Below are 23,033 nucleotides of genomic sequence, written 5' to 3'. Positions count from 1 at the left end.
CGGAACCGGACCCGCGGCCCCACCCGGGGGCGCGGGTCCTTTCATTCCGGCCGGCGCTTTGGGCAGCGGGAGGGTCAGGGAAGGGCCTTGAAGCCTCCGCGGCCCACAAGCGAGGCCGTATGGCCTACCCACTCCAGCGGGCCGCGCCACCGCAGCCGGGCGAAAACGATGCCGATCGTGACGGCGGTGGCCGCCTGGGCGAAGAACATCCCGTCCTCGGTCCAGCCGGCGGGAAGGGGCTTCAGGTAAAACCCGGAGACAACCCAGACGTGGACGGTGTAGAGAGTCAACGTCATGGCGCCGGCCCCGCGCAACGGCAGCAGCAGGTCCAGGTCCACCCACTCCGCGAGGCGCTCCAGGAGCAGGCAGGCGCCGATGACGGCAGTGGCCACCGCCGAGGTATGCAGCAGGTCAAGCGGGGTTCCCGAGTGCGGTGCCGCTGACGCCAGCCACCACCAGGAACCCTCCTGCTGGATGCCTGTCAGGTTGACCTGCAGGACGCTGCCCAACGGGTACCCCGGAGCGTTGAGGACCTGCTCCAGCGCTGCACGGCCGCCCCAGTCTTCCATGGCCGCCGTACCCAGGGCCTTGGCCGCCACGGCCACCACGGTTCCGCTTACCAGCAGCAGCACCGGGGTGACTGCTTTGGTGAGCACCAGGCGGCCTATCACCAGTCCCACCAGCAGGTAGGACAGCCATTGGAACACGGGGTAGTAGCCGGTAAAGAAGACATCCGCGAGCAGCCGTGTTGGCGTAGCCAGGTCATCCCAGGCGGGGTTGTGGCCCAGGTTCAGCGGGGGTTCGGGGGCCAGCAGCCATGGCCGCAGGAGGTACGCCAGCACCGGCGACGCAAGGATCCATCCCGCGGCCCACGCGCACAGCGGCTTCACCCCGAGCCCCAGGAAAGGCAGGATACACAAAAACAGCACGGCGTAGTGCACCAGGATGATGGCCACATTCACTTCGAGTCCGCCCAGGGTAAGTCCGACGGCGGCAACCACCAGGGCGCGCAGTGCCACGCCGCGCCGGGCGGCGGAGAGTTGGGCACCCTCGAGCGGCGTGTTCTTCCCGGTGGACAGGGCGAGCCCCACGCCCGCCAGCACGGCGAAGAGGGCAGCAGCGCGGCCGGAGAAGGTGAGGCCGATCCAGGTCGGCGTGAGGTTTGCATTCGATTCGAAGGTGGGCAGCAGGTGGGTGGCCATCATGCCCAGCAGGGCCACGCCCCGCGCAGCGTCGATGCCCCGAAGACGCCCCGGTTGCCGGCTTCCAGTGGCCTTGCGGGACCGGGTGGCCGCGGATCGGGACGTCATGACCAGATCGTCTCACATGCGCCGCCGGCGCAGCTTGTCACAGCACGGCAGGACCGGCCCCGGGCCCTGAAAGGCCGGACCGTCCGGGCAGCCACGCACCATCCAGAGGATACCTGGACATCCTTGTTTTCGAATATATGTTCGAATATCATGGCAGCCATGGAGATCAGACCAGCAGGAATCCCCGCACCCCGGGAGCAGGGGCGCCAGCAGCACGGACCCGGGCGGGCTGGGGCAGCGCGTCCCGGGAACCAGCCGGCGGACAATCCGCAGTCCGCCGGCAAGCCGCGCCGGATTGGCCCCGCCACCCAGTCAGCGGTGGATAACGGCTCCGGCGGTGGGCCCCTGAGGGCGATGAGTCCGGGAGTGGTGGATTACCTGTTCCGCCAGCTTGTTTCCGGCCGGCCGGCGGAGGACGTGGCATGGGAACGGGAGGGCATCAGCCTGGCTGCCCAGCCCGAAGGGGCGGAACTGGCCCGGCGGCTTGCTGAAACGGACCTTGATGCGCTGACGCCCACGGAGTTGTTCCACTATGTGCGCGCGGCGCAGCGTCTCGCGGCATGGGCAGAGGGCCTGCGCCAAACCGCCGTCGGCCGCTATTGCCATGCCGGAGCGGACGCACCGCGGCCGGACCGGCGCGGTATTTGACGCTCGTCACGCCCGTGGCATTGTCCTAACCAGCCGGGGACAGGGTAACGTTTTTTCCATGGCTGACTCTTCCGCGCACATCCCTGCCCTCGGTACCCTCCTGACCGCCATGGTCACGCCGTTCACCAAGGACGGCGCAGTGGATTACGACCAGGCGGCAGCGCTGGCCAGCAAACTGGTTGACGACGGCTGCGACGGCCTTGTGGTCACCGGCACCACAGGCGAAACCTCCACGCTGACAGACGAAGAGAACCTCGGCATGTTCCGCGCCGTCAAGGATGCCGTGGGCGGCCGCGCAGCCATCATTGCCGGTACCGGCACGAACGACACCGCGCACTCGGTGCACCTTTCCCAGCAGGCAGCCGCCCTCGGCGTCGACGGCCTCCTCCTGGTGACCCCTTACTACAACAAGCCCAGCCAGGCCGGCGTCCGCGCGCACTTCGAGACCATCGCCTCCGCAGTGGACGTCCCCGTCATGCTCTACGACATCCCCGGGCGTTCCTCCATACCGATTGAGCCCGACACCATGATCCGGCTGGCCCAGCACCCCAACATCGTCGCCGTCAAGGACGCCAAGGCGGACTTCACCGCAGCCACCCGCGTCATGGCCGAAACGGACCTCCTCTTCTACTCGGGCGATGACGGGCTGACCCTTCCCTGGATGGCGCTGGGCGCAGTCGGCCTGGTCGGGGTCACCACCCACGTCGCCACCCGCCGCTTCCGCGAGCTCATCGACGCCGTCAACGCCAATGACCTCGGGACTGCCCGCAAGATCAACTTCGAGCTGCAGCCCGTCGTCCGCGCCACCATGACCCGCGTCCAGGGGGCCGTGGCGGCCAAGCAGATTCTTAAATGGCAGGGAGTCCTGCCCAACTCGATTGTCCGTTTGCCCCTCGTGGAGCCGGACGAAACCGAGATCGAAACCATCCGCGGGGATTTGGCGGAAGCGGGGCTGGTCTTCTCCTGAGGCTAAGACCGGCACCCTTCCGCCTGGAAAGTAGTGCACTATGACCCAAACTGCCCTTACCGGCCTTGTCACCCCTCCGCGCCTGCCCCAGGGCACGCTCAGGATCGTTCCGCTTGGCGGACTCGGGGAAATCGGCCGGAACATGGCCGTGTTCGAAATCGACGGCAAGCTGCTGATCGTGGACTGCGGCGTCCTCTTCCCCGAGGAAACCCAGCCCGGCGTTGACCTGATCCTGCCGGATTTCTCCTACATCGAGGACCGGCTGGACGACGTCGTGGCCGTCATCCTCACCCATGGCCACGAGGACCACATCGGCGCCGTGCCGTACCTGCTGCGCCTGCGCAATGACATTCCCCTGGTCGGTTCCCAGCTGACGCTTGCCCTGATCGAGGCAAAGCTGCAGGAGCACCGCATCCGGCCCTACACGCTGACGGTCGAAGAGGGCCAGGTGGAGAAGTTCGGGCCGTTCGAATGCGAATTCGTCGCCGTGAACCACTCCATCCCGGATGCCCTCGCCGTCTTTATCCGCACCGCCGGCGGCACTGTCCTGCACACCGGTGACTTCAAGATGGACCAGCTGCCGCTGGACGGACGCATCACCGACCTGCGCCACTTCGCCAAGCTGGGCGAAGAGGGCGTTGACCTCTTCATGTCCGACTCCACCAACGCCGACGTCCCCGGCTTCACCACGGCCGAGAAGGAAATCGGGCCGACCCTGGAGCGCCTCTTCGGCCAGGCCACCAAGCGCATCATCGTGGCGTCTTTCTCCTCCCACGTGCACCGCGTGCAGCAGGTCCTCGACGCCGCCGCCAAGCACAACCGCAAGGTGGCCTTCGTGGGCCGCTCCATGGTCCGCAACATGGCCATTGCCGAAAAGCTGGGCTACCTGGACGTCCCGGCCGGGCTGATCGTCGACATCAAGAACATCGACAACCTGCCGGACAACCGGGTGGTCCTGATGTCCACCGGTTCGCAGGGCGAGCCCATGGCGGCCCTGTCCCGGATGGCAAACGGTGACCACCGGGTGGTGGTGGGGGACGGCGATACCGTCATCCTGGCCTCCAGCCTCATCCCGGGCAACGAGAACGCCGTGTTCCGGATCATCAACGGCCTCCTCAAGCTTGGCGCCGACGTCATCCACAAGGGCAACGCCAAGGTCCACGTCTCCGGCCACGCCGCGGCCGGCGAACTGCTCTACTGCTACAACATCCTCGAGCCGCTCAACGCGATGCCGGTTCACGGCGAAACCCGCCACCTGATCGCCAACGGCAAGATCGCCATCGAGTCCGGCGTTCCCGAAGCCAGCGTCATCCTCGCGGACAACGGCACCGTCATCGACCTTCGCGACCACCAGGCAGACATCGTGGGCCAGGTGGAGGTGGGCTTCGTCTACGTTGACGGCTCCAGCGTTGGGGAGATCACGGACGCCGACCTCAAGGACCGCAGGATCCTGGGCGACGAAGGCTTCATCTCGATCATCACGGTGATCCACCGCGCCACCGGCAAGGTGGTGTCCGGCCCCGAGATCCATGCCCGCGGCGTTGCCGAAGACGACTCCGTCTTCGACGACATCATCCCCAAGATCAACGCGGCACTGGAAGAAGCGGTCCAGAACAATGCGGACCACACCAGCCACCAGCTCCAGCAGGTGGTGCGCCGCGTCGTGGGCACCTGGGTCAACCGCAAGCTGCGCCGCAAGCCCATGATCATCCCGGTGGTCCTCGAGGCCTGATGGTCCACCCCGCCGGCTCCGGCCCGCCCTCCCCGCCGCAGGCAGGAGTGCGGGCCGGAGGCCTTTAACAGCGGGGAGCGGGGATGCTCCCGGCCCCGATATCCCCGGAATCACCGCATGCTTCCGGTAGCGTAACTACTATGGCCACACGTACTACTTCCGCGCCCAAAGGTACCGGCAGGGGCAGCTCCGGCAGCAAATCCGGGAGCCCCACAGGCCGCGGAACCGGCTCCACCGCCGGCAGGGCGGGGCGTGGCGGCTCATCAAGCACCGCACGCACCCGCCAGCTTCCCGCCGTCGAACACCACCAGCCGTGGCTGCTGCGCGTAGTGGGCGGCGCATGGCTTGGCGTGGGGCACCTGGTGGGCGGGGGAGTGCGCCGCATCGGCCACGACGTCAGCGACCTCCCCGCCGAGGACCGCCGCGACGGAGCCGCCCTGTTCAACCTGGCGCTCGGCGTCTTCATCGCCACGTTCGCCTGGTGGGGCCTGACAGGCTGGTTCCCCGACGCCGTCTACGCCGTGGTGAACGGCACGTTCGGGTGGATCTCCCTGCTGCTTCCGCTCATGCTCTTCGTCTGCGCCTTCCGGCTGTTCCGGCAGCCCTCCGATGGCCGGGGCAACAACAGGGTGGGCATCGGCTTCCTGATCATGACATTCGCTGGCTGCGGCCTGGCACACATCCTGGGCGGCCAGCCCACGGTGGCCGACGGCTTCGACGGGCTCCGCAGGGCGGGCGGCATGCTCGGTTTCCTGGCCGCCACGCCGTTGGCCGCCATCCATCCCGCCGTGCCCGTGGCCCTCTACGGCCTGCTCGCATTCGTATCCCTGCTGATCATCACGGCCACCCCGTTCACCGCCATTCCGCGCCGCATCCGCGGAGCGTACGAGCACCTCATGGGCATCGACCTGATGGATCCGGAACGCGCCGACGTCCACGACCGCAGCTACCTCGAGCGGACGGCGCCGCCCGCACCCCGGAAGAAGAAGCGGAAGCTCTTTGGGAAGGACCAAGAGGCCGGGGCAGGCCTTGAGGGCTACGTGGGCGACGAAGCCTTCGAGCACGCTGTGATTGACGACGACGAGGGCGAACCGGCGCGGCCCGCGCCCGGAGTGCGGCGGCCCACCCAGGCGGAGATCGCCGTCGAGAAGATCAAGGCCGCCCAGGGCCTGGGCGCCGGTGCGCAGGCGGCCCCGCCGGAAAACGCCACCGAGGCCATCCCCCTGGTCATCCCCGGTGCCGCGGCTCCCGGCAAGCCTGCCGCCGCGCCCACAGTGCCATCGAACCCGGTGGCGCCCGCGCCGCCGCCCGTTCCCATCCCGCAGCGGACCGAGCAGCTCTCGCTGGCCGGCGACGTGACCTACACCCTGCCGGCCTCGGACTTCCTGACCCCCGGGTCCATCCCGAAGGAGCGCACGGAAGCCAACGACGCCGTCGTCGCCGCCCTCACGGACACCCTGACCCAGTTCAATGTTGATGCCACGGTCACCGGGTTCAGCCGCGGCCCCACCGTCACCCGGTACGAAATCGAGCTCTCGCCCGGCACCAAGGTGGAGCGCGTCACCGCCCTGTCCAAGAACATCTCGTACGCCGTTGCCTCCAGCGACGTCCGGATCCTCAGCCCCATCCCCGGTAAGTCCGCGATCGGCATCGAGATCCCCAACACGGACCGCGAAACCGTCTCCCTGGGCGATGTCCTCCGCAGCCAGAACGCCCGCCGCACGGACCACCCCATGGTGATGGGCGTCGGCAAGGACGTCGAAGGCGGCTACGTGGTGGCCAACCTCGCCAAGATGCCCCACCTCCTGGTCGCCGGTGCCACCGGTGCCGGTAAGTCGTCCTTCGTGAACTCGATGATCACCTCGATCCTGATGCGGGCCACCCCGGACGAGGTGCGCATGGTCATGGTGGACCCCAAACGCGTGGAACTGACCGCGTACGAGGGCGTGCCGCACCTCATCACGCCGATCATCACCAACCCCAAGAAGGCCGCCGAGGCACTGCAGTGGGTGGTCCGCGAGATGGACGCCCGCTACGACGACCTCGCCAACTACGGCTTCAAGCACATCGACGATTTCAACAAGGCCGTCCGTGCCGGGAAGGTCCACCCGCCGGTGGACTCCAAGCGCGTCATCCGGCCCTACCCATACCTGCTGGTGATCGTGGACGAACTCGCCGACCTCATGATGGTCGCGCCGCGCGACGTTGAAGACTCGATCGTCCGCATCACCCAGCTGGCCCGCGCCGCAGGCATCCACCTGGTCCTGGCCACCCAGCGCCCGTCCGTGGACGTGGTCACCGGCCTCATCAAGGCCAACGTGCCTTCGCGCATGGCCTTCGCCACGTCCTCCGTCACCGACTCCCGCGTGGTCCTCGACCAGCCCGGCGCCGAGAAGCTGATCGGCCAGGGCGACGCCCTCTTCCTGCCCATGGGCGCGTCCAAGGCGATGCGTGTCCAGGGCGCCTGGGTCACCGAATCCGAGATCCATAAAGTGGTGGAGCACGTCAAGGGGCAGCTGCAGGCTGTCTACCGGGACGACGTCGCCCCCGAAGCGGAAAAGAAGCAGATCGACGACGACATCGGGGACGACCTCGAAGTGCTGCTGCAGGCCACGGAGCTTGTGGTCACCACCCAGTTCGGCTCCACCTCCATGCTGCAGCGCAAGCTCCGGGTCGGCTTCGCCAAGGCCGGCCGGCTCATGGACCTCCTTGAGTCCAGGGGAGTGGTGGGACCTTCCGAGGGTTCCAAGGCCCGGGACGTCCTGGTCAAGCCGGACGACCTCGCCGCGGTCCTCGCCGCGATGAAAGGCCAGGAGCCGCCGGCCGTGGCCGATTCACAGACGGCCGCGCTCAGTGACAACGCCAACGCCAACATCGCCCAGGGCGGCTACGCCGAAGACCTGGTGGCCGCTGACCTGGACCAGCGGAAGCAGAACGTCGAATATTTCGACGGATCGGATTCCGCCCCGGGCGACGACGACGGCTCCGAGGACGCCTGGTCCCTCACCGGACGCTAGCCCGGTAGCCTAGGAACGTGACTAGCACCGATGCAACCGCCGCCGGCCAAGGCCGTGCCGGGGTCTGGAACCTCCCCAATGTCCTGACCATGATCCGCATCGCGCTGGTCCCGTTCTTCGTGTGGTTCCTCGTGGCCGACGCCCCCGGGCTGCACAGCACCTCCGGACCGTGGCGCTGGGCAGCGGTGGCCGCGTTCGCCGTCGCCATCTACACGGACAAGCTCGACGGCGACATCGCCAGGAGCCGGAACCTGGTCACTGACTTCGGCAAGATTGCCGACCCCATTGCCGACAAGCTGCTCATCGGCTCCGCGCTGGTGATGCTGTCCTTGCTGGGCGAGCTCCCCTGGTGGGCAACCGTGGTGATCCTGGTCCGTGAATGGGGCATTACGGCCCTGAGGTTCTTCGTGATCCGCTACGGAGTCATCCCCGCCTCCCGCGGCGGCAAGCTCAAAACCGTTGTCCAGACCGCGGCAATCTTCCTGTACCTGCTGCCGCTCGGGGCATTCGCGCCCTGGATGTCCTGGGTGGCATTCGCCGTCATGATGGCAGCGGTGGCGATCACGCTGTGGACCGGCGTCGAGTACGTGGTTGAAGCCCTGCGCCTGCGCGCCAGGGGCAAGCGGCAGGCGGGAACCGAGGGACGGGAACAGGCATGAGTAACCTTCACCGGCTGGCGGCACAGGCCGTCCGGCAGGCACTTGACTCCGGACGGACCGTTGCCACTGCGGAGTCGTTGACGGCCGGCATGGTGTCCGCTGTCCTGGCTGACACCCCGGGCGCCTCCGGCATGCTGCAGGGCGGGGTGGTGGCATACCAAAACTCGGTGAAGGAGGCGGTGCTGCACGTGCCCGCCGACCTGCTGGCCCGTGCCGGCTCCGTCGATCCCGACGTCGCCCGGGCCATGGCCGCCGGGGCGCGCACTGTCCTGGGCGCCGACGTCGGGCTTTCCACCACCGGCGTCGCCGGTCCCGAGGCCCACGACGGCAAACCCGTGGGCCGGGTCTACATCGGCATCGCTACAGCGGCAGGCACCGCCGGTTTCGAGTACTCCTTCACCGGAAACCGGCCGGACATCCGCGCCGCCGCCTGCGCCGCCGCCCTCGAAAGACTCCTCGAAGCCCTTGCCGGCTAAGCCGCGCAGGCCGCCAAGTTACCGCGCGTAAAGTTGCCGGGAACAAAAGCCATTACCGATTAGTTATTACATTGTGTCGCTTCCGAAGAGCGGAGGCGCCTAGGATGAAATGACCAAGACAGGTTCGCCGGCGGCGGACCTGACCAATGAGGGAGCAAGGCGATACAGATGGTAAAGCAGCCCGTATCCGTAAACGGCGTTGTCCGCTGGAAGGATGTGGGCCTCGCCGAACAGGCTAAGAGCGAACAGAAGGAGCGCAAGATGGTAGTACTTCGTCACGAAATCGGTGATGTCCTGCGCGATGTCCGCCAGCGTCAGGGGCGCACGCTCCGTGAAGTTTCGCACAGCGCCCGCGTCTCCCTGGGATACCTCAGCGAAGTGGAGCGCGGCCAAAAGGAAGCATCGTCAGAGCTCCTGTCCTCGATCTGCTCGGCACTGGATGTTCCGCTGTCAAGCATGCTCCGCGAGGTCAGCGACCGCGTGGCAGTAGCCGAAGGCGTCGCCGTTCCGGACACCGTTCCGCAGGAATTCTCCCAGCGTTACGGCCGTGACCTGGAACGCGACCTCAACACTGAACTGAACGACGAACTCTCCACGGGACTCCTCTCCGGAGCCCGGTAAGGAGCCCCACCGCAGGGTGGGCGCCGGACAACAGGAAGCCCCCGGCCATGCCGGGGGCTTCCTGCTGTCATGAGTCCTGCTGCGCCCGCTCCGGCGAGCCCGGCCCGTCGGCGGCTTCCCTGGGGAATCCGTCACGCTCATAAGTGGAGTTCAACCTGGCCATACAGCGGGCCAATTCCTCAAGGTCCTCCACCGGCCACTCGCGCAGCCGCTCCTGGAAGACCTGCCGCCTGGCGTCCTGGACCTGGTGCATCTTCTCTTCGCCCTTGGGCGTCAGCCGGATCGACTGCGCCCGGCGGTCCAGGGGGTCCGCCTCCTTGGACACCAGGCCCAGACCTTCCAGGAACGCGATCTGCCGGCTGACCGACGGCTTGCCCACACCGATGTTCATGGCCAGCTCAGTCAGCCGGATGGGGCCTTCCCGGCGGATAATCGTCAACAGCCCGTACGCCGCTGGCTCCATGTCCGGGTGGACCTCGCGCGAAAGCTGGTTGGAGATGGCCCGCGCCCGCCGCCAAAAAAGGCTGATCTGGTGTTCAACATTTTGCAGCGCGGCATCGGCGGCGTCATTGCCTGTGTCCTGCCGCGGCGGGAGGTCCGGGGAGTTGCTCATGGCAACAATTCTAGGGTCCACAATCATGAGAGGATTTACCGATGCGAATCAGCGAGTACTGGCGTCTGATGGATGACGAGTTCGGCGCGGGATACTCCCGCGTGCTGAGCAGCACCCTGGTCCTTGCCGGCGTCGGTGGGCGCACCGCTGACCAGGCCCTGGCGGCCGGGGTTGAGCCGCGCCGGGTCTGGCTTGCGGTCTGCGACGTCCAGGATGTCCCGTCGGAACGGCGGCTGGGCCGCGACATCGCCCCGCGCCGCGACTAGCGGAGGGCACGGCGCTGCCGGGGCGGGGATCCTGCCGGCGGACACGCCGCAGGAGCTCCACTCTTCGAATACCTGTTCGGATAAGGCTATGATTTTTTCATCGGGTTTATCCACATAGCCGTTGTCTTCCGGCCGGAATGTCAGTGGGTCCCCTTAGCGTCAGAGATGACCAACACAATGGCCGCGAAGGCCACCATCGAGAAAGCATTAGAGGTGTCAACCATGGCGGCAGCCCCGGATCGTGCAAAAGCGCTGGAAGCAGCACTTGCCCAGATTGACAAGCAGTTCGGCAAGGGCTCGGTCATGCGCCTGGGCGACGAAGTCCGCGCTCCGATCGAAGTCATCCCCACCGGCTCCATCGCCCTGGATGTCGCCCTTGGCATTGGCGGGCTCCCGCGCGGCCGCGTCATCGAAATTTACGGTCCTGAATCCTCAGGTAAGACCACCGTGGCCCTGCACGCGGTGGCGAGTGCCCAGCGCGCGGGCGGGATCGCAGCCTTCATCGACGCCGAGCACGCCCTGGACCCCGACTACGCCGCCAAGCTGGGCGTGGACACCGATGCCCTCCTGGTTTCGCAGCCGGATACCGGCGAGCAGGCCCTGGAAATCATGGACATGCTGGTCGGCTCCGGTTCGCTGGATGTCATCGTCATCGACTCCGTGGCCGCCCTTGTGCCGCGGGCAGAAATCGAAGGCGACATGGGCGACAGCCACGTCGGCCTCCAGGCCCGCCTCATGAGCCAGGCCCTGCGTAAGATCACCGGACGCCTGAGCCAGACCAAGACCACCGCCATCTTCATCAACCAGCTCCGGGAAAAGATCGGCGTCTTCTTCGGTTCCCCCGAAACCACCACAGGCGGTAAGGCCCTGAAGTTCTACGCGTCGGTCCGCATCGACGTCCGGCGGATCCAGACCCTCAAGGAAGGCGCCGACTCGGTCGGCAACCGGACCAAGGCCAAGATCGTCAAGAACAAGATGGCTCCGCCCTTCAAGGTGGCCGAGTTCGACATCATCTATGGCCAGGGCATCTCCCGCGAAGGCGGCATCATCGACATGGGCGTGGAGCACGGCATCATCAAGAAGTCGGGTTCCTGGTTCACTTACGACGGCGACCAGCTGGGCCAGGGCATGGAAAACTCGCGCCGTTTCCTCCGTGACAACCCGGAGCTGGCCGCCGAGCTGGAGCGCCTGATCAAGGAGAAGCTCGGTGTCGGCGTCAAGCCTGCCGAGGATGAGTCCAAGGACGCGCCAAAGCTGAAAGCCGTCGACGGGTTCTAGCCCTTGACCGGCCCACGAACACGGCGGACCCGTTCCGGCAGCCCCTCAACCGGGGCGCCGGACGGGTTTGCCGCCCCTGAGGACCCGCAGGCCGCGGACGCCGAACCGGATCCGTTCTCGGTTGCCCAGGCCATCGTGTACCGGCAGCTCACAGCCGCGCCCAAGAGCCGGCTCCAGCTTGCCCGGAAATTGGCGGAGCGGAACATCCCGGAACCCGTCGCCGAGGCCGTGCTGGACAAGTTCCAGGAAGTCCGGCTGATCAACGACGCCGAATTTGCCGACATGTGGGTCAGGAGCCGGGCCCAGTCCAGGAAGCTGGCCAAGGGTGCGCTCCGGCGGGAGCTCGCTGAGAAGGGCATCGACCAGGAAACGGCTGCCTCGGCCCTGGAGCAGCTGACCGACGCCGACGAGGAAGCCGCAGCCCGTGCCCTGGTGGAACGGAAGCTCCGCCCTGGGACGGACCTGGCCGGCCCCGGCGAGCGGGACAAAGCCGTACGGCGGTTGGCGTCAATGCTCGCACGCAAGGGCTACCAACCCTCCCAGGCGTTCCGGATCGTCAACGAGGTCCTCGATTCCCGGCAGGACCCCGACAACGACCGCCTCCAGAGCCGGTACCCTTAACGGGTGAGTTTGACCATTCCTTCCCCCCAATCCGACGCCACCCCTTCCGTCGAAGCAGGGGCGGTGCCGCAGTCCGGAGCGATGCCCCGCACCTACCAGGTGCGCACCTTCGGCTGCCAGATGAACGTTCACGACTCCGAGCGGATGTCCGGCATGCTTGAGGTCGCCGGTTACGTGCCCGCGGAGGGCGGGCATGCCGACGTCGTGGTGTTCAACACGTGCGCAGTCAGGGAAAACGCGGACAACAAGCTCTACGGCAACCTGGGTATCCTGGCCCCGGTGAAAGCGGCCAACCCCGGCATGCAGATTGCCGTGGGCGGTTGCCTGGCACAGAAGGACCGCGAAACCATCCTCAAAAAGGCGCCCTGGGTGGATGCCGTCTTCGGTACCCACAACGTGGGTGCCCTGCCGGCCCTCCTGGACCGGGCACGGCACAACAATGAAGCGCAGCTGGAGATCCTGGAGTCCCTGGATGTCTTCCCTTCCACGCTGCCCACCAAACGCGACTCCGTCTACTCGGGCTGGGTGTCCATCTCCGTAGGCTGCAACAACACCTGCACTTTCTGCATCGTGCCGGCCCTGCGCGGCAAGGAAAAGGACCGCCGGCCCGGAGAGATCCTCGCGGAAATCCAGGCACTCGTGGACGACGGCGCCATCGAAGTCACCCTGCTTGGCCAGAACGTCAACTCCTACGGGGTGGAATTTGGGGACCGGCAGGCATTCTCCAAGCTCCTGCGTGCGTGCGGCGGGATTGAGGGGCTGGAGCGCGTCCGCTTCACCAGCCCGCACCCGGCCGCGTTCACCGATGACGTCATTGACGCCATGGCAGAGACTCCCAACGTCATGCCGCAGCTGCACATGCCGCTGCAGTCCGGGTCGGACAGCATCCTCCGGGCCATGAAGCGTTCCTACCGGTCCACCAAGTTCCTGGGAATCCTGGACAAGGTCCGTGAAAGGATCCCCCACGCCGCCATCTCCACCGACATCATCGTCGGCTTCCCCGGCGAAACGGAAGAGGACTTCCAGGCAACCCTGGACGTGGTGGAACAGTCCCGCTTCGCCACCGCCTTCACCTTCCAGTATTCAAAGCGTCCCGGCACGCCGGCGGCCGACCTGCCCGACCAGCTCCCCAAGGCCGTGGTCCAGGAACGCTTCGAACGCCTCACCGCCCTGCAGGACCGCATCGCCGCGGAAGAAAACCGGAAGCAGCTTGGCCGCCGGCTCGAAGTCATGGTCACGGCCCAGTCCGGGCGGAAGTCGGAGGAGACCCACCGGCTCTCCGGCCGGTCGCAGGACCAGCGGCTGGTACACTTTTCGGTCCCTGAGGGCGCACCCGCCCCCAGGCCCGGGGACCTCGTCACCGTCACCATTACCGAAGCGGCGGCCTTCCACCTGGTGTCCGATCCCACGCTTGAGGACTACAGCCTGCGCCGGTCCCGGGCAGGGGACGCATGGGACAGGTCCCAGGCCGACTCCTGCGGGGCACCATCCCCGGCTTCACCCGGGGAACGCAAGGGCGTCTCCCTCGGCATGCCCGCACTGCCGCTGCGCACCCGCTGACAGGTGGCTGCCCCGCCCGTCATCGCCGTCGTCGGTCCCACCGGCTCAGGCAAATCTGACCTCGCCGTCAACCTTGCCCTTGCCCTGGACGGCGAGGTCATCAACGCCGACGCCATGCAGTTCTACCGCGGCATGGACATCGGCACCGCCAAAATCACCTTGGCCGAGCGCAGGGGAGTGCCGCACCACCTCCTGGACACCCTGGACGTCACCGAGGAAGCCAGCGTTTCCGACTTCCAGTCCCAGGCACGCAAGACCATCGACGACATCCATCGGCGCGGCAAGCGCGCCATCCTGGCCGGTGGCTCCGGGCTGTACGTCCGGGCCGCGCTGGACGTCCTGGAGTTCCCGGGGACCGATCCCGCACTGCGGGCCCGCCTTGAGGCGGAGCATTCCGAACTCGGTACCGAAGCACTCCTTGCAAGGCTCCGGACCGTCGATCCCGCCTCCGCCGCCCGCGTCTCCGATGCCCGGCGCATCATCCGGGCCCTCGAGGTGCACGAACTCACCGGGCGGCCCTTCAGCTCCTTCATGCCCCGGCGGGAGTACCACCAGCCCGCCATCCAGCTGGGCCTCAGCGTGGACCGCGAGGTCCTGCGGGAGCGCCTGGCAGAACGGGTGCACCGGATGGTGGACGCCGGCCTGCTGGACGAAATCCGGATGCTCGACGCCAGCGGCCTGCGCCGCGGCAAAACCGCGTCCCGGGCGCTTGGCTATTCACAGTTCCTGCGCGTGGTCGATGGCACGTCCACCGTTGCAGACGCCGCCGAGGAAACCATCGTGGCCACCCGGCAGTTCGCCCGCCGCCAGCTGACCTGGTTCCGCGCCGACCCCCGCATCACCTGGCTGGACTGGCAGGAACCGGGACTCGTTGGCAAGGCAGCGGAGTTGTGCCGGTAGCTGCAGTTTCAGCGCCGGCGGCATGCGCCGCTACGCTTGGGACCATGAATGCAACCCCCGCCGAAACCACCGGACCCATCCTGCGCACGCTGAGCGGGCTCCGCTTTTCCAAGGGGCACGGAACCGGCAACGATTTCGTCCTGGTGGCCGACCCCGAGGGCGTCCGTGCCATCGGCGCGGACCAGGCCGCGGCGCTGTGCGACCGGCACCGCGGGATCGGGGCCGACGGCCTGATCAGGGCGGTCCCGTCCCGCTTCCTGCCCGAGGGCCGGGAACTGCTCACGGAAGCCCCGGACGCGGAATGGTTCATGGATTACCGCAATGCCGACGGCTCCCTGTCCGAGATGTGCGGCAACGGGGTCAGGGTCTTCGTCCATTTCCTGCGGACGGAGGGCATGATCGACCTGCCCGACGGCGGATCCCTCACCATCGGCACCCGCGGCGGGGTCAAGACCGTGGTCCGCACCGGAGACGGCTATGCGGTGGACATGGGACCCTGGGAGTTCATCTTCCCCGGGGAGGCAAGCGCCAAAGCCATGGATTCCCTGGTCACCGCCGACGGGCTGGAAGTTGCCCGGCCGGCCCTCTCCGTGAGCATGGGCAACCCGCACACGGTGGTGGCCCTCGCCGAACTCTCGGAGCTCACGGGGACCCGGCTCTTCACCGCTCCCAAGGTCGATCCCGTTCCTGCAAACGGGACCAACGTGGAATTCGTGGTCCCGGCAGAACCGTTGGTCCATGACGGTGTGGGCTCTGTGACCATGCGGGTGCACGAGCGCGGCGTGGGGGAGACCCAGTCCTGCGGGACCGGCGCCTGCGCTGCCGCCGTCGCCATCCGGCACTGGGCCGGGGCGGAGGCGCCGGACGCCTGGCGGGTCCACGTTCCCGGCGGAGTGGTGGGCGTGAAGTTCTTTGCCGGTCCCGGCGGCCACGAGCACGTGGAGCTCAGCGGCCCTGCCGTCATTGTGGCGAGTGGGACGCTTTCGTGACCTTCAGGATCCGGAAGGACTTTGACGTGGACTCGCGGGTCACGGTGAAGGAGCCGTCCAGTTCGGCCGCCAGCCAGCGCTGAAGCGAGTCGGAGCCCAGGTTCTTCTGCACCACCAGCCACGCGGTCCCGCCATCTGCCAGGCGCGGCAGCCACAGTTTGAGCAGGGCGTGCAGTTCGTCCTTGCCGATCCTGATGGGCGGGTTGGACCAGATGGTGTCGAAGCGGATGTCCGGATCCACGGCCGCGGGTGTGCTGGCGACCACGTTGGCCAGTCCCAGGGCGGCTGCGTTTTCATTGGTCAGGGTGATGCAGCGTTCGTTGACGTCCACGGCATAGACCTTGGAACCGGGGGCCAGCAGCGCCATGGTGAGCGCCACGGGTCCCCAGCCGCATCCGATATCCAGCAGGTTCCCCTGGGGGTGCGGCGCCGGAACATCGGCGAGGAGCACTGCGGTGCCCTTGTCGATCCCGTCCGGGCTGAAGATTCCCGCGGAGGTGTGGAGCCTGCGGGTCTCGCCGGCCAGCTCCACCGTGAGTGGCTTACGGGTAAAGGGGCCGGCGGGGGACGTGCTGAAATAGTGTGCGGACTCCATAACTGGCCAGAGTAGTTCCCCCTGCAGCGTAATGGGAAACCGTGCAGAACCCCCTCTGCTACGCTGGATGGCATGTTCCTGATCTTCGAGTAGCCGGCACGGGCCACGCCCGTCCCCGCAGCCTGTCCTCCAGCGACAGCCCGTCCCGCAGCGATGCAGGTTTTTCAGCCTTCCGCTTGTGCACCGGCCAGACGCATCTGTTCTGCCCGGCCGCCGGACGATACTCGAAAGTCAGCCTCCTGCTGCACTTCCCGCTATTTTTCCGGCTTTTTTAGCCCTGCCGCTCTTCTGACGCGGCATCCCGGCCCCGGCATCGCAGCCGGCCGCGAGACAACCAGGAGAATTTCATGACCGCAGGCCGTCAGCCCAGCGCGAATACGTTCCAACTTCCAAGCAATCAGCACTATTCTGGAATTGCCGAATCTTCAAAGGAGACCATGACCAGCCAGCCCAACACCGGTTCCGATCCAGCCGCCCAGGACATGAGTCCGCAGGAAATCCAGGCTGTTATCGACCGGATCCTCGCCAAGGACGTCCCGGCCAAGAGTGTCAGCACGCCCGGCGGTGAGAGCAGCGGCAATGGAAAAGCGGTGCTTGGCAAGGCCCAAGCCATTTCCCGGCTCGACGAAGAACATTCAACGTACGACGGCGACCAGCAGGACCTCGAGGAACGCCGCGCCCTGCGCCGCAGGGCGGGTCTGTCCACCGAGCTTGAGGACGTCACCGAAGTTGAATACCGGCAGCTGCGCCTGGAACGCGTGGTCCTGGCCGGGCTTTGGTCAGAGGGAACGCTGGCCGACGCCGAAAACTCACTGCGGGAGCTGGCCGCCCTGGCCGAGACTGCGGGCTCGGAAGTCCTCGACGGTCTGGTGCAGCGCCGCGACAAGCCGGACCCCGGGACGTTCCTGGGTTCCGGCAAGGCGCAGGAACTCAAGGACATCGTCATGGCCACCGGCGCGGACACCGTAGTGGTGGACGCCGAACTGGCTCCTTCCCAGCGCCGTGGCCTTGAAGACATCGTCAAGGTCAAGGTCATCGACCGAACAGCCCTGATCCTTGACATCTTCGCCCAGCACGCCAAGAGCCGCGAAGGCAAGGCGCAGGTGGAGCTGGCGCAGCTGGAATACCTGCTTCCCCGCCTGCGCGGCTGGGGTGAGTCGATGTCCCGCCAGGCCGGCGGCCAGGTGGGCGGCGCCGCCGCCGGCATGGGCTCCCGTGGTCCAGGTGAGACCAAGATCGAACTCGACCGGCGCCGGATCCGTACCCGGATGGCCAAGCTGCGGCGCGAAATCGCCGCCATGAAGCCGGCACGGGAGACCAAACGGGCCAACCGGCGTCGTAATGAAGTGCCCTCCGTGGCAATCGCCGGCTACACCAACGCCGGCAAGTCCTCGCTGCTCAACCGGCTCACCGACGCAGGGGTCCTCGTGGAGAATGCCCTCTTCGCCACCCTTGATCCCACTGTCCGCAAGGCCGAAACCGCTGACGGCCTGGGGTACACGCTGGCGGACACCGTCGGGTTCGTCCGTTCACTGCCCACCCAGCTGGTGGAAGCCTTCCGCTCCACCCTCGAGGAGGTGGCGGACTCGGACCTGATCCTGCATGTGGTGGACGTGTCGCACCCCGACCCGGAAGGGCAGATCGCCGCGGTCCGGAAGGTCTTCAGCGAAGTCGACGCCCGCAAGGTGCCTGAAATCATCGTCCTGAACAAGGCCGATGCGGCGGACCCCTTTGTGGTGGAGCGGCTGAAGCAGCGCGAGCCACGGCACGTGGTGGTCTCGGCCAGGACCGGGGAAGGCATCCCGGAATTGCTGAAGGCCATCAGCGAGTCCATTCCCCGGCCATCGGTCAAGATGGAGCTGCTCATCCCGTACGAGCGCGGGGACCTGATCAGCAAGCTCCATGAGTCCGACGCCGAGATCCTCAGCCTGGACCACCTCGAGGCCGGTACCAGGGCTGCGGTGATGGTCCGGGAGGGCCTCGCGTCCGAACTGGAACAATTCGTCGTCAATGACTGACCTCGCAGCCGGCGAAGCTGCGCAGACGGCGGGCGAGCAGTTCGTTATCGAACTGCTCGACCGCGCCGTCGCCGGCATGGGCGGACAAAGCCGCACCGGACAACACGAAATGGCCCGCCAGGTGGCCAGGGCCATCGAAACCGGCAACCACCTGTTGGTCCAGGCAGGTACCGGCACCGGCAAATCGCTGGCCTACCTGATACCGCTGATCGCCCACGCCCTGGAAAGCAACAAGCCTGCGCTGGTCTCCACGGCGACCCTGGCGCTCCAGACCCAGATTGTCGGCAGGGACCTGCCCCGGCTCCTGAAGAACATCACGCCGGCGTTGGACCGGCCGGTCAAGGTTGCACTGGTCAAGGGCAGGTCCAACTATGTGTGCCGCCACAAGCTTGAAGGCGGGTTCCCTTCCGAGGAACCGTCGGAAGGGCAGCTGTTTTCCCTGGGGGAGGACACCAGCGTTCCGCATTTCGCCGCCTCCGTGGGCGGACCGTCGTCACAGCTGGGCAAGGAAGTGGTGCGGCTCCGCGAATGGGCGGAGAAGACGGCCACCGGCGACCGTGACGAGCTGCTGCCTGGAGTGACGGACCGTGCATGGCGGCAGGTTTCCGTCACCTCAATGGAATGCCTCGGCGCCCAGAAATGCCCGATGGCCGCTGAATGCTTCAGCGAGCTCGCCCGGCAGGATGCCGCCGAGGCTGACGTGGTGGTGACCAACCACGCCATGCTGGCCGTCAGCGCGTTCGAAGGACTGGCAGTCCTGCCCGAATACGACGTCGTGGTGGTGGACGAAGCGCATGAGCTGCAGGACCGTGTGACGGGAGCCGTATCCGGGCAGCTGTCCGTGGCCATGGTCCACGCGGCCGCTTCCGGCGCACGGAAACACACCGCCATCACCGTTGACGCCCTGAACGCCGCAGCTGCCAACTTGGAAATGGCCCTCGCGGGCGCGCCCAACGGACTTCTCCCCAACGGACTGAACGAGGAACAGCTTGACTGCGTGGACCAGCTGCGTGAAGCGTGCAGGGCTGCGTTGTCCGATTCCAAAGGGGACAGCAATACCACGGCCGACGGCGGGCGGCAGCTGGCGCGTTCCCGGCTGATGCTCATCCTGGAACTGTGCGAGCGGCTGATCGCTGCCCGGGAAAACCGGGAAGTGGTGTGGTTCTCCCGCGCCAGCACCTTCGATCCCGGCCAAGGCTATTCGCAGCCCGATGACAGCGCGCCGGTCCTGATCAACATTGCGCCGCTGTCCGTCGCCGGGAGGCTGCGGGAGGGGCTCTTCGCCGGCCACACCGTGGTGCTGACCTCTGCCACCCTTGCGATCGGTACCGCCTTCGAACCGGCCGCAGGAGGCCTGGGCCTGATCGGTGACGGAGCGCCCAGCTGGACGGGCGTGGATGTTGGCTCGCCCTTCGACTACCCCAAACAGGGCATCCTTTACGTTGCCGGCCACCTGCCCAAGCCCGGCCGAGGTGTTTCACCGGAAGCCCTGGCCGAACTCGAAGCGCTCATCAAGGCCTCCAACGGGGGAGCGCTTTGCCTGTTCTCCTCGCGGCGGGCGGCCGAGGAAGCCGCCGATGCCCTCCGCCCGATGCTCAACATGACTGTCCTCTGCCAGGGCGAGTCGACCATGACCGCCCTGGTCAAACAATTCGCGGACGAACCGGACACCTGCCTCTTCGGAACCATGTCCCTGTGGCAGGGTGTGGATGTTCCCGGTGGATCCTGCCGGCTGGTAGTGATTGACCGCATCCCGTTCCCGCGGCCGGACGACCCCCTCATGACGGCGCGTTCGCGTGCCGTGGCGCAGGCCGGCGGGAACGGTTTCATGTCTGTTTCGGCAACCCACGCTGCCATCCGGCTTGCCCAGGGGGCCGGCCGCCTGATCCGGTCAACCGGGGACAAAGGAGTGGTGGCAGTCCTGGACTCGCGGCTGGCCACCGAGCGCTATGCGGGATTCCTGCGCGGCGCCCTCCCGCCGTTCTGGGCCACCACTGACCGCGCCAAAGCGCTGGCAGCCCTCACCAGGCTGGGCGCCGACGCGTCCTGAGAACGGCCGGATAGCGCCTGCACGGATGCCGGGCAGGCGTGCGCAGGCTAGAGCGAACGCAGGACTGAGACGACCTTGCCCATGATGGTGGCATGGTCGCCCAGGATCGGTTCGTACTGGGTGTTCTGCGGCAGCAGCCAGGTGTGGCCGTCGCGCTGGCGGAAGGTCTTGACCGTCGCCTCGTCATCCAGCAGTGCAGCGACGATGTCCCCGTTGGCAGCGTCAGCCTGGCGCCGCACCACCACCCAGTCACCATCGCAAATGGCGGCATCCACCATCGAATCGCCGGCCACCTTCAGCATGAAAAGTTCGCCCTGGCCAACCAGCTGGCGGGGCAGCGGCATGACATCTTCGACGAGCTGTTCGGCAAGGATGGGGCCGCCGGCGGCAATCCGGCCCACCAGCGGAACCATGGCCGTATCCAGAGCAGTAGGCAGCTCCGTGACGGTGGCGCTGTCCCCTGCGGCTTGGGGCGCACGGGACGTGCCCGCACTCTTTCCCCCGCCGTCCAGCGTCAGCGGCATCAACACTTCCATGGCACGGGGCCGCTTGGGGTCGCGCCGAAGATAGCCCAGCTTTTCCAGCTGCGAGAGCTGATGGGTCACGCTTGACAGGCTTGCAAGGCCGACCGTGTCGCCGATTTCCCGCATGGACGGCGGATACCCGTTCTCGTTAACGGAGCGCTGGATGGTCTCGAGGATCTTCTTCTGCCGGGGCGTCAGCCCTTTGGTGGTCCTCTTGGATTGCGGGGCGGTCCTGCCCCCGGCGGCTGCTGCTGCCATATTCGCCATTGCCTTTCGCTTGCCGCCGGAACTTCCGCCGGGCGCTGTTTCCGCCGTGCCGGTGGAAGGACTCCCACTGTCATTGTCAGACCCTGCTGGTCAACTTCAGGAGTGGTTGTTCTTGGTTCCAAAACTAGGCCAGCCATAGTGGTTTTTCAAACATTTGTTCTAGCGAGTCTCGACAATGTTCGTTGATAGGTGCTAAAACTTAACCAGCAAAGTTCGAATATGTGTTCTAACCAGCAGATGCCTCCTTCGAATACCCGGCCGGAAGATGTGCCCGGCGGCGGTTTGGAACGGCAAGGGCGTTGCGGGCGGACACCCGGGCAGCACGGCAAGTCCAGGAGGGCTTAGTTCATGTCAGCTTTAACTCTTCACCAGGTTTCACCATCGCCTGCACCGCTGCGGCTCACCCGCCGGGGGAGGATCGTCCTGATTGGGGTCCCGCTTGTAGTCCTCGCTGTTCTCCTGCTGTCACTCGCCGGGTTCTTCCATTCCCCGGCCAAGGCCTCGGATTCGGTTGCGGACCTCGCGGTGACACCCACCGTTACCGTGACGGTGCAGCCCGGACAGTCGTTGTGGGCCATTGCCGGTACCGTCGCGCCGGGCCGGGACGCCCGCGACGTCGTGGCGGACATTGTCCAGCTCAACAACCTTGACGCCGGCACCGTCCTTCCAGGCCAGCAGCTGTTCGTTCCCACCCACTGAGTGGGAAGCCGCGGGAACCGTCACATTTTCCGGTAGTTGCCGCGGCAACTAAACTGTTCAGGTGAACCAGCAGCTAGAACGTCTGAACCGGCTTCCCCTCCGCAGCAACCTTCGCGGACTGACTCCCTATGGGGCTCCCCAGCTGGACGTCCCCATCCTGCTGAACGTCAACGAAAACACCCATGGGGTTCCTGCCGATGTGCGGGCCGCCATCAGCGCCGCCGTTACGGAAGCCGCCGCAGGCCTCAACCGCTACCCGGACCGCGAGTTCACCGCGCTCCGGAAGGCCCTGGCGGAATATCTCGGGCATGGGCTCGACGAAACCAACCTGTGGGCAGCCAATGGCTCCAATGAGGTCCTGCAACAGATCCTCCAGGCCTTCGGCGGGCCAGGGCGCACGGCCTTGGGCTTCCCGCCGACGTACTCCATGTACCCGTTGCTGGCCAGCGGAACGGACACGCAGTACATCACCGGGGAACGCGCGGAAGGCTATGACCTCAGCGCAGAGTCCGCGGCCCGCCAGGTTAAGGAAATCCAGCCCAACATCGTGTTCCTCTGCTCGCCCAACAATCCCACCGGGACCGGGCTTGGGCTGGACGTCGTGGAAGCCGTCTATGACGCCGGCGCGGACAGCCAGGCCATCGTGATCGTCGACGAGGCGTACCACGAGTTCGCACACGACGGAACGCCGAGCGCACTGACACTCCTGCCCGGCCGTGAACGTCTGATCGTCTCCCGCACGATGAGCAAGGCCTTCGCCCTGGCGGGGGCACGGCTCGGTTACATGGCCGCAGCCCCCGAGGTCGCCGATGCCCTGCGTCTCGTGCGCCTGCCGTACCACCTCTCCGCCATCACCCAGGCCACCGCCCTGGCGGCCCTCGAACACCGCGAAGCGCTGATGGCCGACGTCGAGGACATCAAGAAGCAGAGGGACCGCATCGTGGCCGAGCTGACCAGGATGGGACTCAAGCCCGCAGCATCGGACTCCAACTACGTTTTCTTCGGCGGCCTGGAAAACCCGCACCAGGTCTGGCAGGAGCTCCTTGACGCCGGCGTGCTCATCCGCGATGTGGGCATCCCGGGCCACCTCCGCGTCACGGCGGGCACTGAGGCGGAAACCACAGCCTTCCTGACCTCCCTAGAACGCATCCTTGCCGGCCACGCCGCGCTTCACGCCTAGACTTGATACGGCGGCGCTGGACGCCTTGAACCACTTCTTCTCG

Annotated in this window: 21 protein-coding genes; 17 read left to right on the top strand and 4 right to left on the bottom strand. The window is 66.7% G+C overall.

Going from position 1 to position 23,033, the window contains the following annotated elements; all coding sequences use genetic code 11:
* Positions 1-74: 74 nt before the first annotated feature.
* The gene (locus NIBR502771_RS18415) at positions 75-1,310 is read right to left on the bottom strand and encodes a heparan-alpha-glucosaminide N-acetyltransferase domain-containing protein (RefSeq protein ID WP_141160968.1); all 1,236 of its coding nucleotides are present in this window, start codon (positions 1,308-1,310) and stop codon (positions 75-77) included.
* A gap of 159 nt (positions 1,311-1,469) precedes the next feature.
* On the opposite strand from NIBR502771_RS18415, the gene NIBR502771_RS21065 reads away from it, so the two are divergent.
* The 7 genes from NIBR502771_RS21065 (at position 1,470) to NIBR502771_RS18380 (ending at position 9,430) form a co-directional block, all read left to right on the top strand.
* Positions 1,470-1,958 carry a hypothetical protein gene (locus tag NIBR502771_RS21065; RefSeq protein WP_246839728.1) on the top strand — a complete coding sequence of 163 codons (489 nt, stop codon included), beginning with the start codon at positions 1,470-1,472 and terminating at the stop codon, positions 1,956-1,958.
* Positions 1,959-2,016: 58 nt separating this feature from the next.
* Positions 2,017-2,925 (top strand): 4-hydroxy-tetrahydrodipicolinate synthase, encoded by a 909-nt coding sequence (gene dapA, locus NIBR502771_RS18405; RefSeq protein ID WP_141160967.1) that lies wholly within the window; start codon positions 2,017-2,019, stop codon positions 2,923-2,925.
* Positions 2,926-2,965: 40 nt separating this feature from the next.
* Complete coding sequence (locus tag NIBR502771_RS18400; protein WP_141160966.1) at positions 2,966-4,657, top strand: ribonuclease J; 1,692 nt, start codon at positions 2,966-2,968, stop codon at positions 4,655-4,657.
* 140 nt (positions 4,658-4,797) lie between these two features.
* Positions 4,798-7,674 (top strand): DNA translocase FtsK, encoded by a 2,877-nt coding sequence (locus NIBR502771_RS18395; RefSeq protein WP_141160965.1) that lies wholly within the window; start codon positions 4,798-4,800, stop codon positions 7,672-7,674.
* A gap of 17 nt (positions 7,675-7,691) precedes the next feature.
* Positions 7,692-8,333 (top strand): CDP-diacylglycerol--glycerol-3-phosphate 3-phosphatidyltransferase, encoded by a 642-nt coding sequence (pgsA, locus tag NIBR502771_RS18390; protein ID WP_141160964.1) that lies wholly within the window; start codon positions 7,692-7,694, stop codon positions 8,331-8,333.
* Positions 8,330-8,809, top strand: a complete 480-nt coding sequence (locus NIBR502771_RS18385; protein ID WP_141160963.1) for a CinA family protein — start codon at positions 8,330-8,332, stop codon at positions 8,807-8,809. Before pgsA ends, NIBR502771_RS18385 begins: the two co-directional genes overlap by 4 nt.
* 168 nt (positions 8,810-8,977) lie before the next feature.
* Complete coding sequence (locus tag NIBR502771_RS18380) at positions 8,978-9,430, top strand: helix-turn-helix domain-containing protein (protein ID WP_018771597.1); 453 nt, start codon at positions 8,978-8,980, stop codon at positions 9,428-9,430.
* Positions 9,431-9,497: 67 nt separating this feature from the next.
* Here NIBR502771_RS18380 and NIBR502771_RS18375 read toward each other — a convergent pair whose 3' ends face one another.
* Complete coding sequence (locus NIBR502771_RS18375) at positions 9,498-10,043, bottom strand: MarR family winged helix-turn-helix transcriptional regulator (protein WP_141160962.1); 546 nt, start codon at positions 10,041-10,043, stop codon at positions 9,498-9,500.
* Between the two features lie 41 nt (positions 10,044-10,084).
* On the opposite strand from NIBR502771_RS18375, the gene NIBR502771_RS18370 reads away from it, so the two are divergent.
* From NIBR502771_RS18370 to dapF, 6 genes are all read left to right on the top strand, one after another.
* Positions 10,085-10,309: a DUF3046 domain-containing protein gene (locus NIBR502771_RS18370; RefSeq protein WP_141160961.1), complete on the top strand. Its 225-nt coding sequence runs from the start codon at positions 10,085-10,087 to the stop codon at positions 10,307-10,309.
* 222 nt (positions 10,310-10,531) lie between these two features.
* Entirely contained in the window at positions 10,532-11,587 is a 1,056-nt protein-coding gene (recA, locus tag NIBR502771_RS18365) for a recombinase RecA (RefSeq protein WP_141161628.1), read from the top strand.
* A gap of 132 nt (positions 11,588-11,719) precedes the next feature.
* Complete coding sequence (locus tag NIBR502771_RS18360; RefSeq protein ID WP_141161627.1) at positions 11,720-12,208, top strand: regulatory protein RecX; 489 nt, start codon at positions 11,720-11,722, stop codon at positions 12,206-12,208.
* A 3-nt stretch (positions 12,209-12,211) separates the two neighbouring features.
* Positions 12,212-13,768 carry a tRNA (N6-isopentenyl adenosine(37)-C2)-methylthiotransferase MiaB gene (miaB, locus tag NIBR502771_RS18355; protein WP_210411254.1) on the top strand — a complete coding sequence of 519 codons (1,557 nt, stop codon included), beginning with the start codon at positions 12,212-12,214 and terminating at the stop codon, positions 13,766-13,768.
* Between the two features lie 3 nt (positions 13,769-13,771).
* The gene (gene miaA / locus NIBR502771_RS18350) at positions 13,772-14,668 is read left to right on the top strand and encodes a tRNA (adenosine(37)-N6)-dimethylallyltransferase MiaA (RefSeq protein WP_141160960.1); all 897 of its coding nucleotides are present in this window, start codon (positions 13,772-13,774) and stop codon (positions 14,666-14,668) included.
* A gap of 44 nt (positions 14,669-14,712) precedes the next feature.
* On the top strand, positions 14,713-15,657 hold the full coding sequence (dapF, locus tag NIBR502771_RS18345; RefSeq protein ID WP_141160959.1) for a diaminopimelate epimerase: 945 nt from the start codon (positions 14,713-14,715) through the stop codon (positions 15,655-15,657).
* Here dapF and NIBR502771_RS18340 read toward each other — a convergent pair.
* Positions 15,629-16,252, bottom strand: coding sequence for a class I SAM-dependent methyltransferase (locus NIBR502771_RS18340; RefSeq protein WP_141160958.1), 624 nt, complete (start codon positions 16,250-16,252; stop codon positions 15,629-15,631). The two genes, dapF and NIBR502771_RS18340, sit on opposite strands and share 29 nt — an antisense overlap.
* 437 nt (positions 16,253-16,689) lie before the next feature.
* On the opposite strand from NIBR502771_RS18340, the gene hflX reads away from it, so the two are divergent.
* Together hflX and NIBR502771_RS18330 are read left to right on the top strand one after the other, a co-directional pair.
* Positions 16,690-18,270, top strand: a complete 1,581-nt coding sequence (hflX, locus tag NIBR502771_RS18335) for a GTPase HflX (RefSeq protein WP_141160957.1) — start codon at positions 16,690-16,692, stop codon at positions 18,268-18,270.
* The gene (locus NIBR502771_RS18330; protein ID WP_141160956.1) at positions 18,263-20,320 is read left to right on the top strand and encodes an ATP-dependent DNA helicase; all 2,058 of its coding nucleotides are present in this window, start codon (positions 18,263-18,265) and stop codon (positions 20,318-20,320) included. Before hflX ends, NIBR502771_RS18330 begins: the two co-directional genes overlap by 8 nt.
* Before the next feature lie 47 nt (positions 20,321-20,367).
* Here NIBR502771_RS18330 and lexA read toward each other — a convergent pair whose 3' ends face one another.
* Complete coding sequence (gene lexA, locus NIBR502771_RS18325) at positions 20,368-21,102, bottom strand: transcriptional repressor LexA (protein WP_141160955.1); 735 nt, start codon at positions 21,100-21,102, stop codon at positions 20,368-20,370.
* Between the two features lie 357 nt (positions 21,103-21,459).
* Between lexA and NIBR502771_RS18320 the strand changes: the two genes are divergently transcribed.
* Entirely contained in the window at positions 21,460-21,810 is a 351-nt protein-coding gene (locus NIBR502771_RS18320) for a LysM peptidoglycan-binding domain-containing protein (RefSeq protein ID WP_141160954.1), read from the top strand.
* 61 nt (positions 21,811-21,871) lie between these two features.
* Positions 21,872-22,990, top strand: coding sequence for a histidinol-phosphate transaminase (locus tag NIBR502771_RS18315; protein WP_141160953.1), 1,119 nt, complete (start codon positions 21,872-21,874; stop codon positions 22,988-22,990).
* The last annotated feature ends 43 nt before the right edge of the window (positions 22,991-23,033 follow it).

Source organism: Pseudarthrobacter sp. NIBRBAC000502771, from assembly GCF_006517215.1.
Classification (GTDB): domain Bacteria; phylum Actinomycetota; class Actinomycetes; order Actinomycetales; family Micrococcaceae; genus Arthrobacter; species Arthrobacter niigatensis.
This window is presented reverse-complemented; position numbering and strand designations above follow the sequence as displayed.

Excerpts from the sequence above, each read along its gene's own strand:
- NIBR502771_RS18415 (WP_141160968.1), bottom strand. The coding sequence starts at position 1,310 with ATGACGTCCCGATCCGCGGCCACCCGGTCCCGCAAGGCCACTGGAAGC.
- NIBR502771_RS21065 (WP_246839728.1), top strand. The coding sequence starts at position 1,470 with ATGGAGATCAGACCAGCAGGAATCCCCGCACCCCGGGAGCAGGGGCGC.
- dapA (WP_141160967.1), top strand. The coding sequence starts at position 2,017 with ATGGCTGACTCTTCCGCGCACATCCCTGCCCTCGGTACCCTCCTGACC.
- NIBR502771_RS18400 (WP_141160966.1), top strand. The coding sequence starts at position 2,966 with ATGACCCAAACTGCCCTTACCGGCCTTGTCACCCCTCCGCGCCTGCCC.
- NIBR502771_RS18395 (WP_141160965.1), top strand. The coding sequence starts at position 4,798 with ATGGCCACACGTACTACTTCCGCGCCCAAAGGTACCGGCAGGGGCAGC.
- NIBR502771_RS18385 (WP_141160963.1), top strand. The coding sequence starts at position 8,330 with ATGAGTAACCTTCACCGGCTGGCGGCACAGGCCGTCCGGCAGGCACTT.
- NIBR502771_RS18380 (WP_018771597.1), top strand. The coding sequence starts at position 8,978 with ATGGTAAAGCAGCCCGTATCCGTAAACGGCGTTGTCCGCTGGAAGGAT.
- NIBR502771_RS18375 (WP_141160962.1), bottom strand. The coding sequence starts at position 10,043 with ATGAGCAACTCCCCGGACCTCCCGCCGCGGCAGGACACAGGCAATGAC.
- NIBR502771_RS18370 (WP_141160961.1), top strand. The coding sequence starts at position 10,085 with ATGCGAATCAGCGAGTACTGGCGTCTGATGGATGACGAGTTCGGCGCG.
- recA (WP_141161628.1), top strand. The coding sequence starts at position 10,532 with ATGGCGGCAGCCCCGGATCGTGCAAAAGCGCTGGAAGCAGCACTTGCC.
- dapF (WP_141160959.1), top strand. The coding sequence starts at position 14,713 with ATGAATGCAACCCCCGCCGAAACCACCGGACCCATCCTGCGCACGCTG.
- NIBR502771_RS18340 (WP_141160958.1), bottom strand. The coding sequence starts at position 16,252 with ATGGAGTCCGCACACTATTTCAGCACGTCCCCCGCCGGCCCCTTTACC.
- hflX (WP_141160957.1), top strand. The coding sequence starts at position 16,690 with ATGACCAGCCAGCCCAACACCGGTTCCGATCCAGCCGCCCAGGACATG.
- NIBR502771_RS18330 (WP_141160956.1), top strand. The coding sequence starts at position 18,263 with ATGACTGACCTCGCAGCCGGCGAAGCTGCGCAGACGGCGGGCGAGCAG.
- lexA (WP_141160955.1), bottom strand. The coding sequence starts at position 21,102 with ATGGCAGCAGCAGCCGCCGGGGGCAGGACCGCCCCGCAATCCAAGAGG.
- NIBR502771_RS18320 (WP_141160954.1), top strand. The coding sequence starts at position 21,460 with ATGTCAGCTTTAACTCTTCACCAGGTTTCACCATCGCCTGCACCGCTG.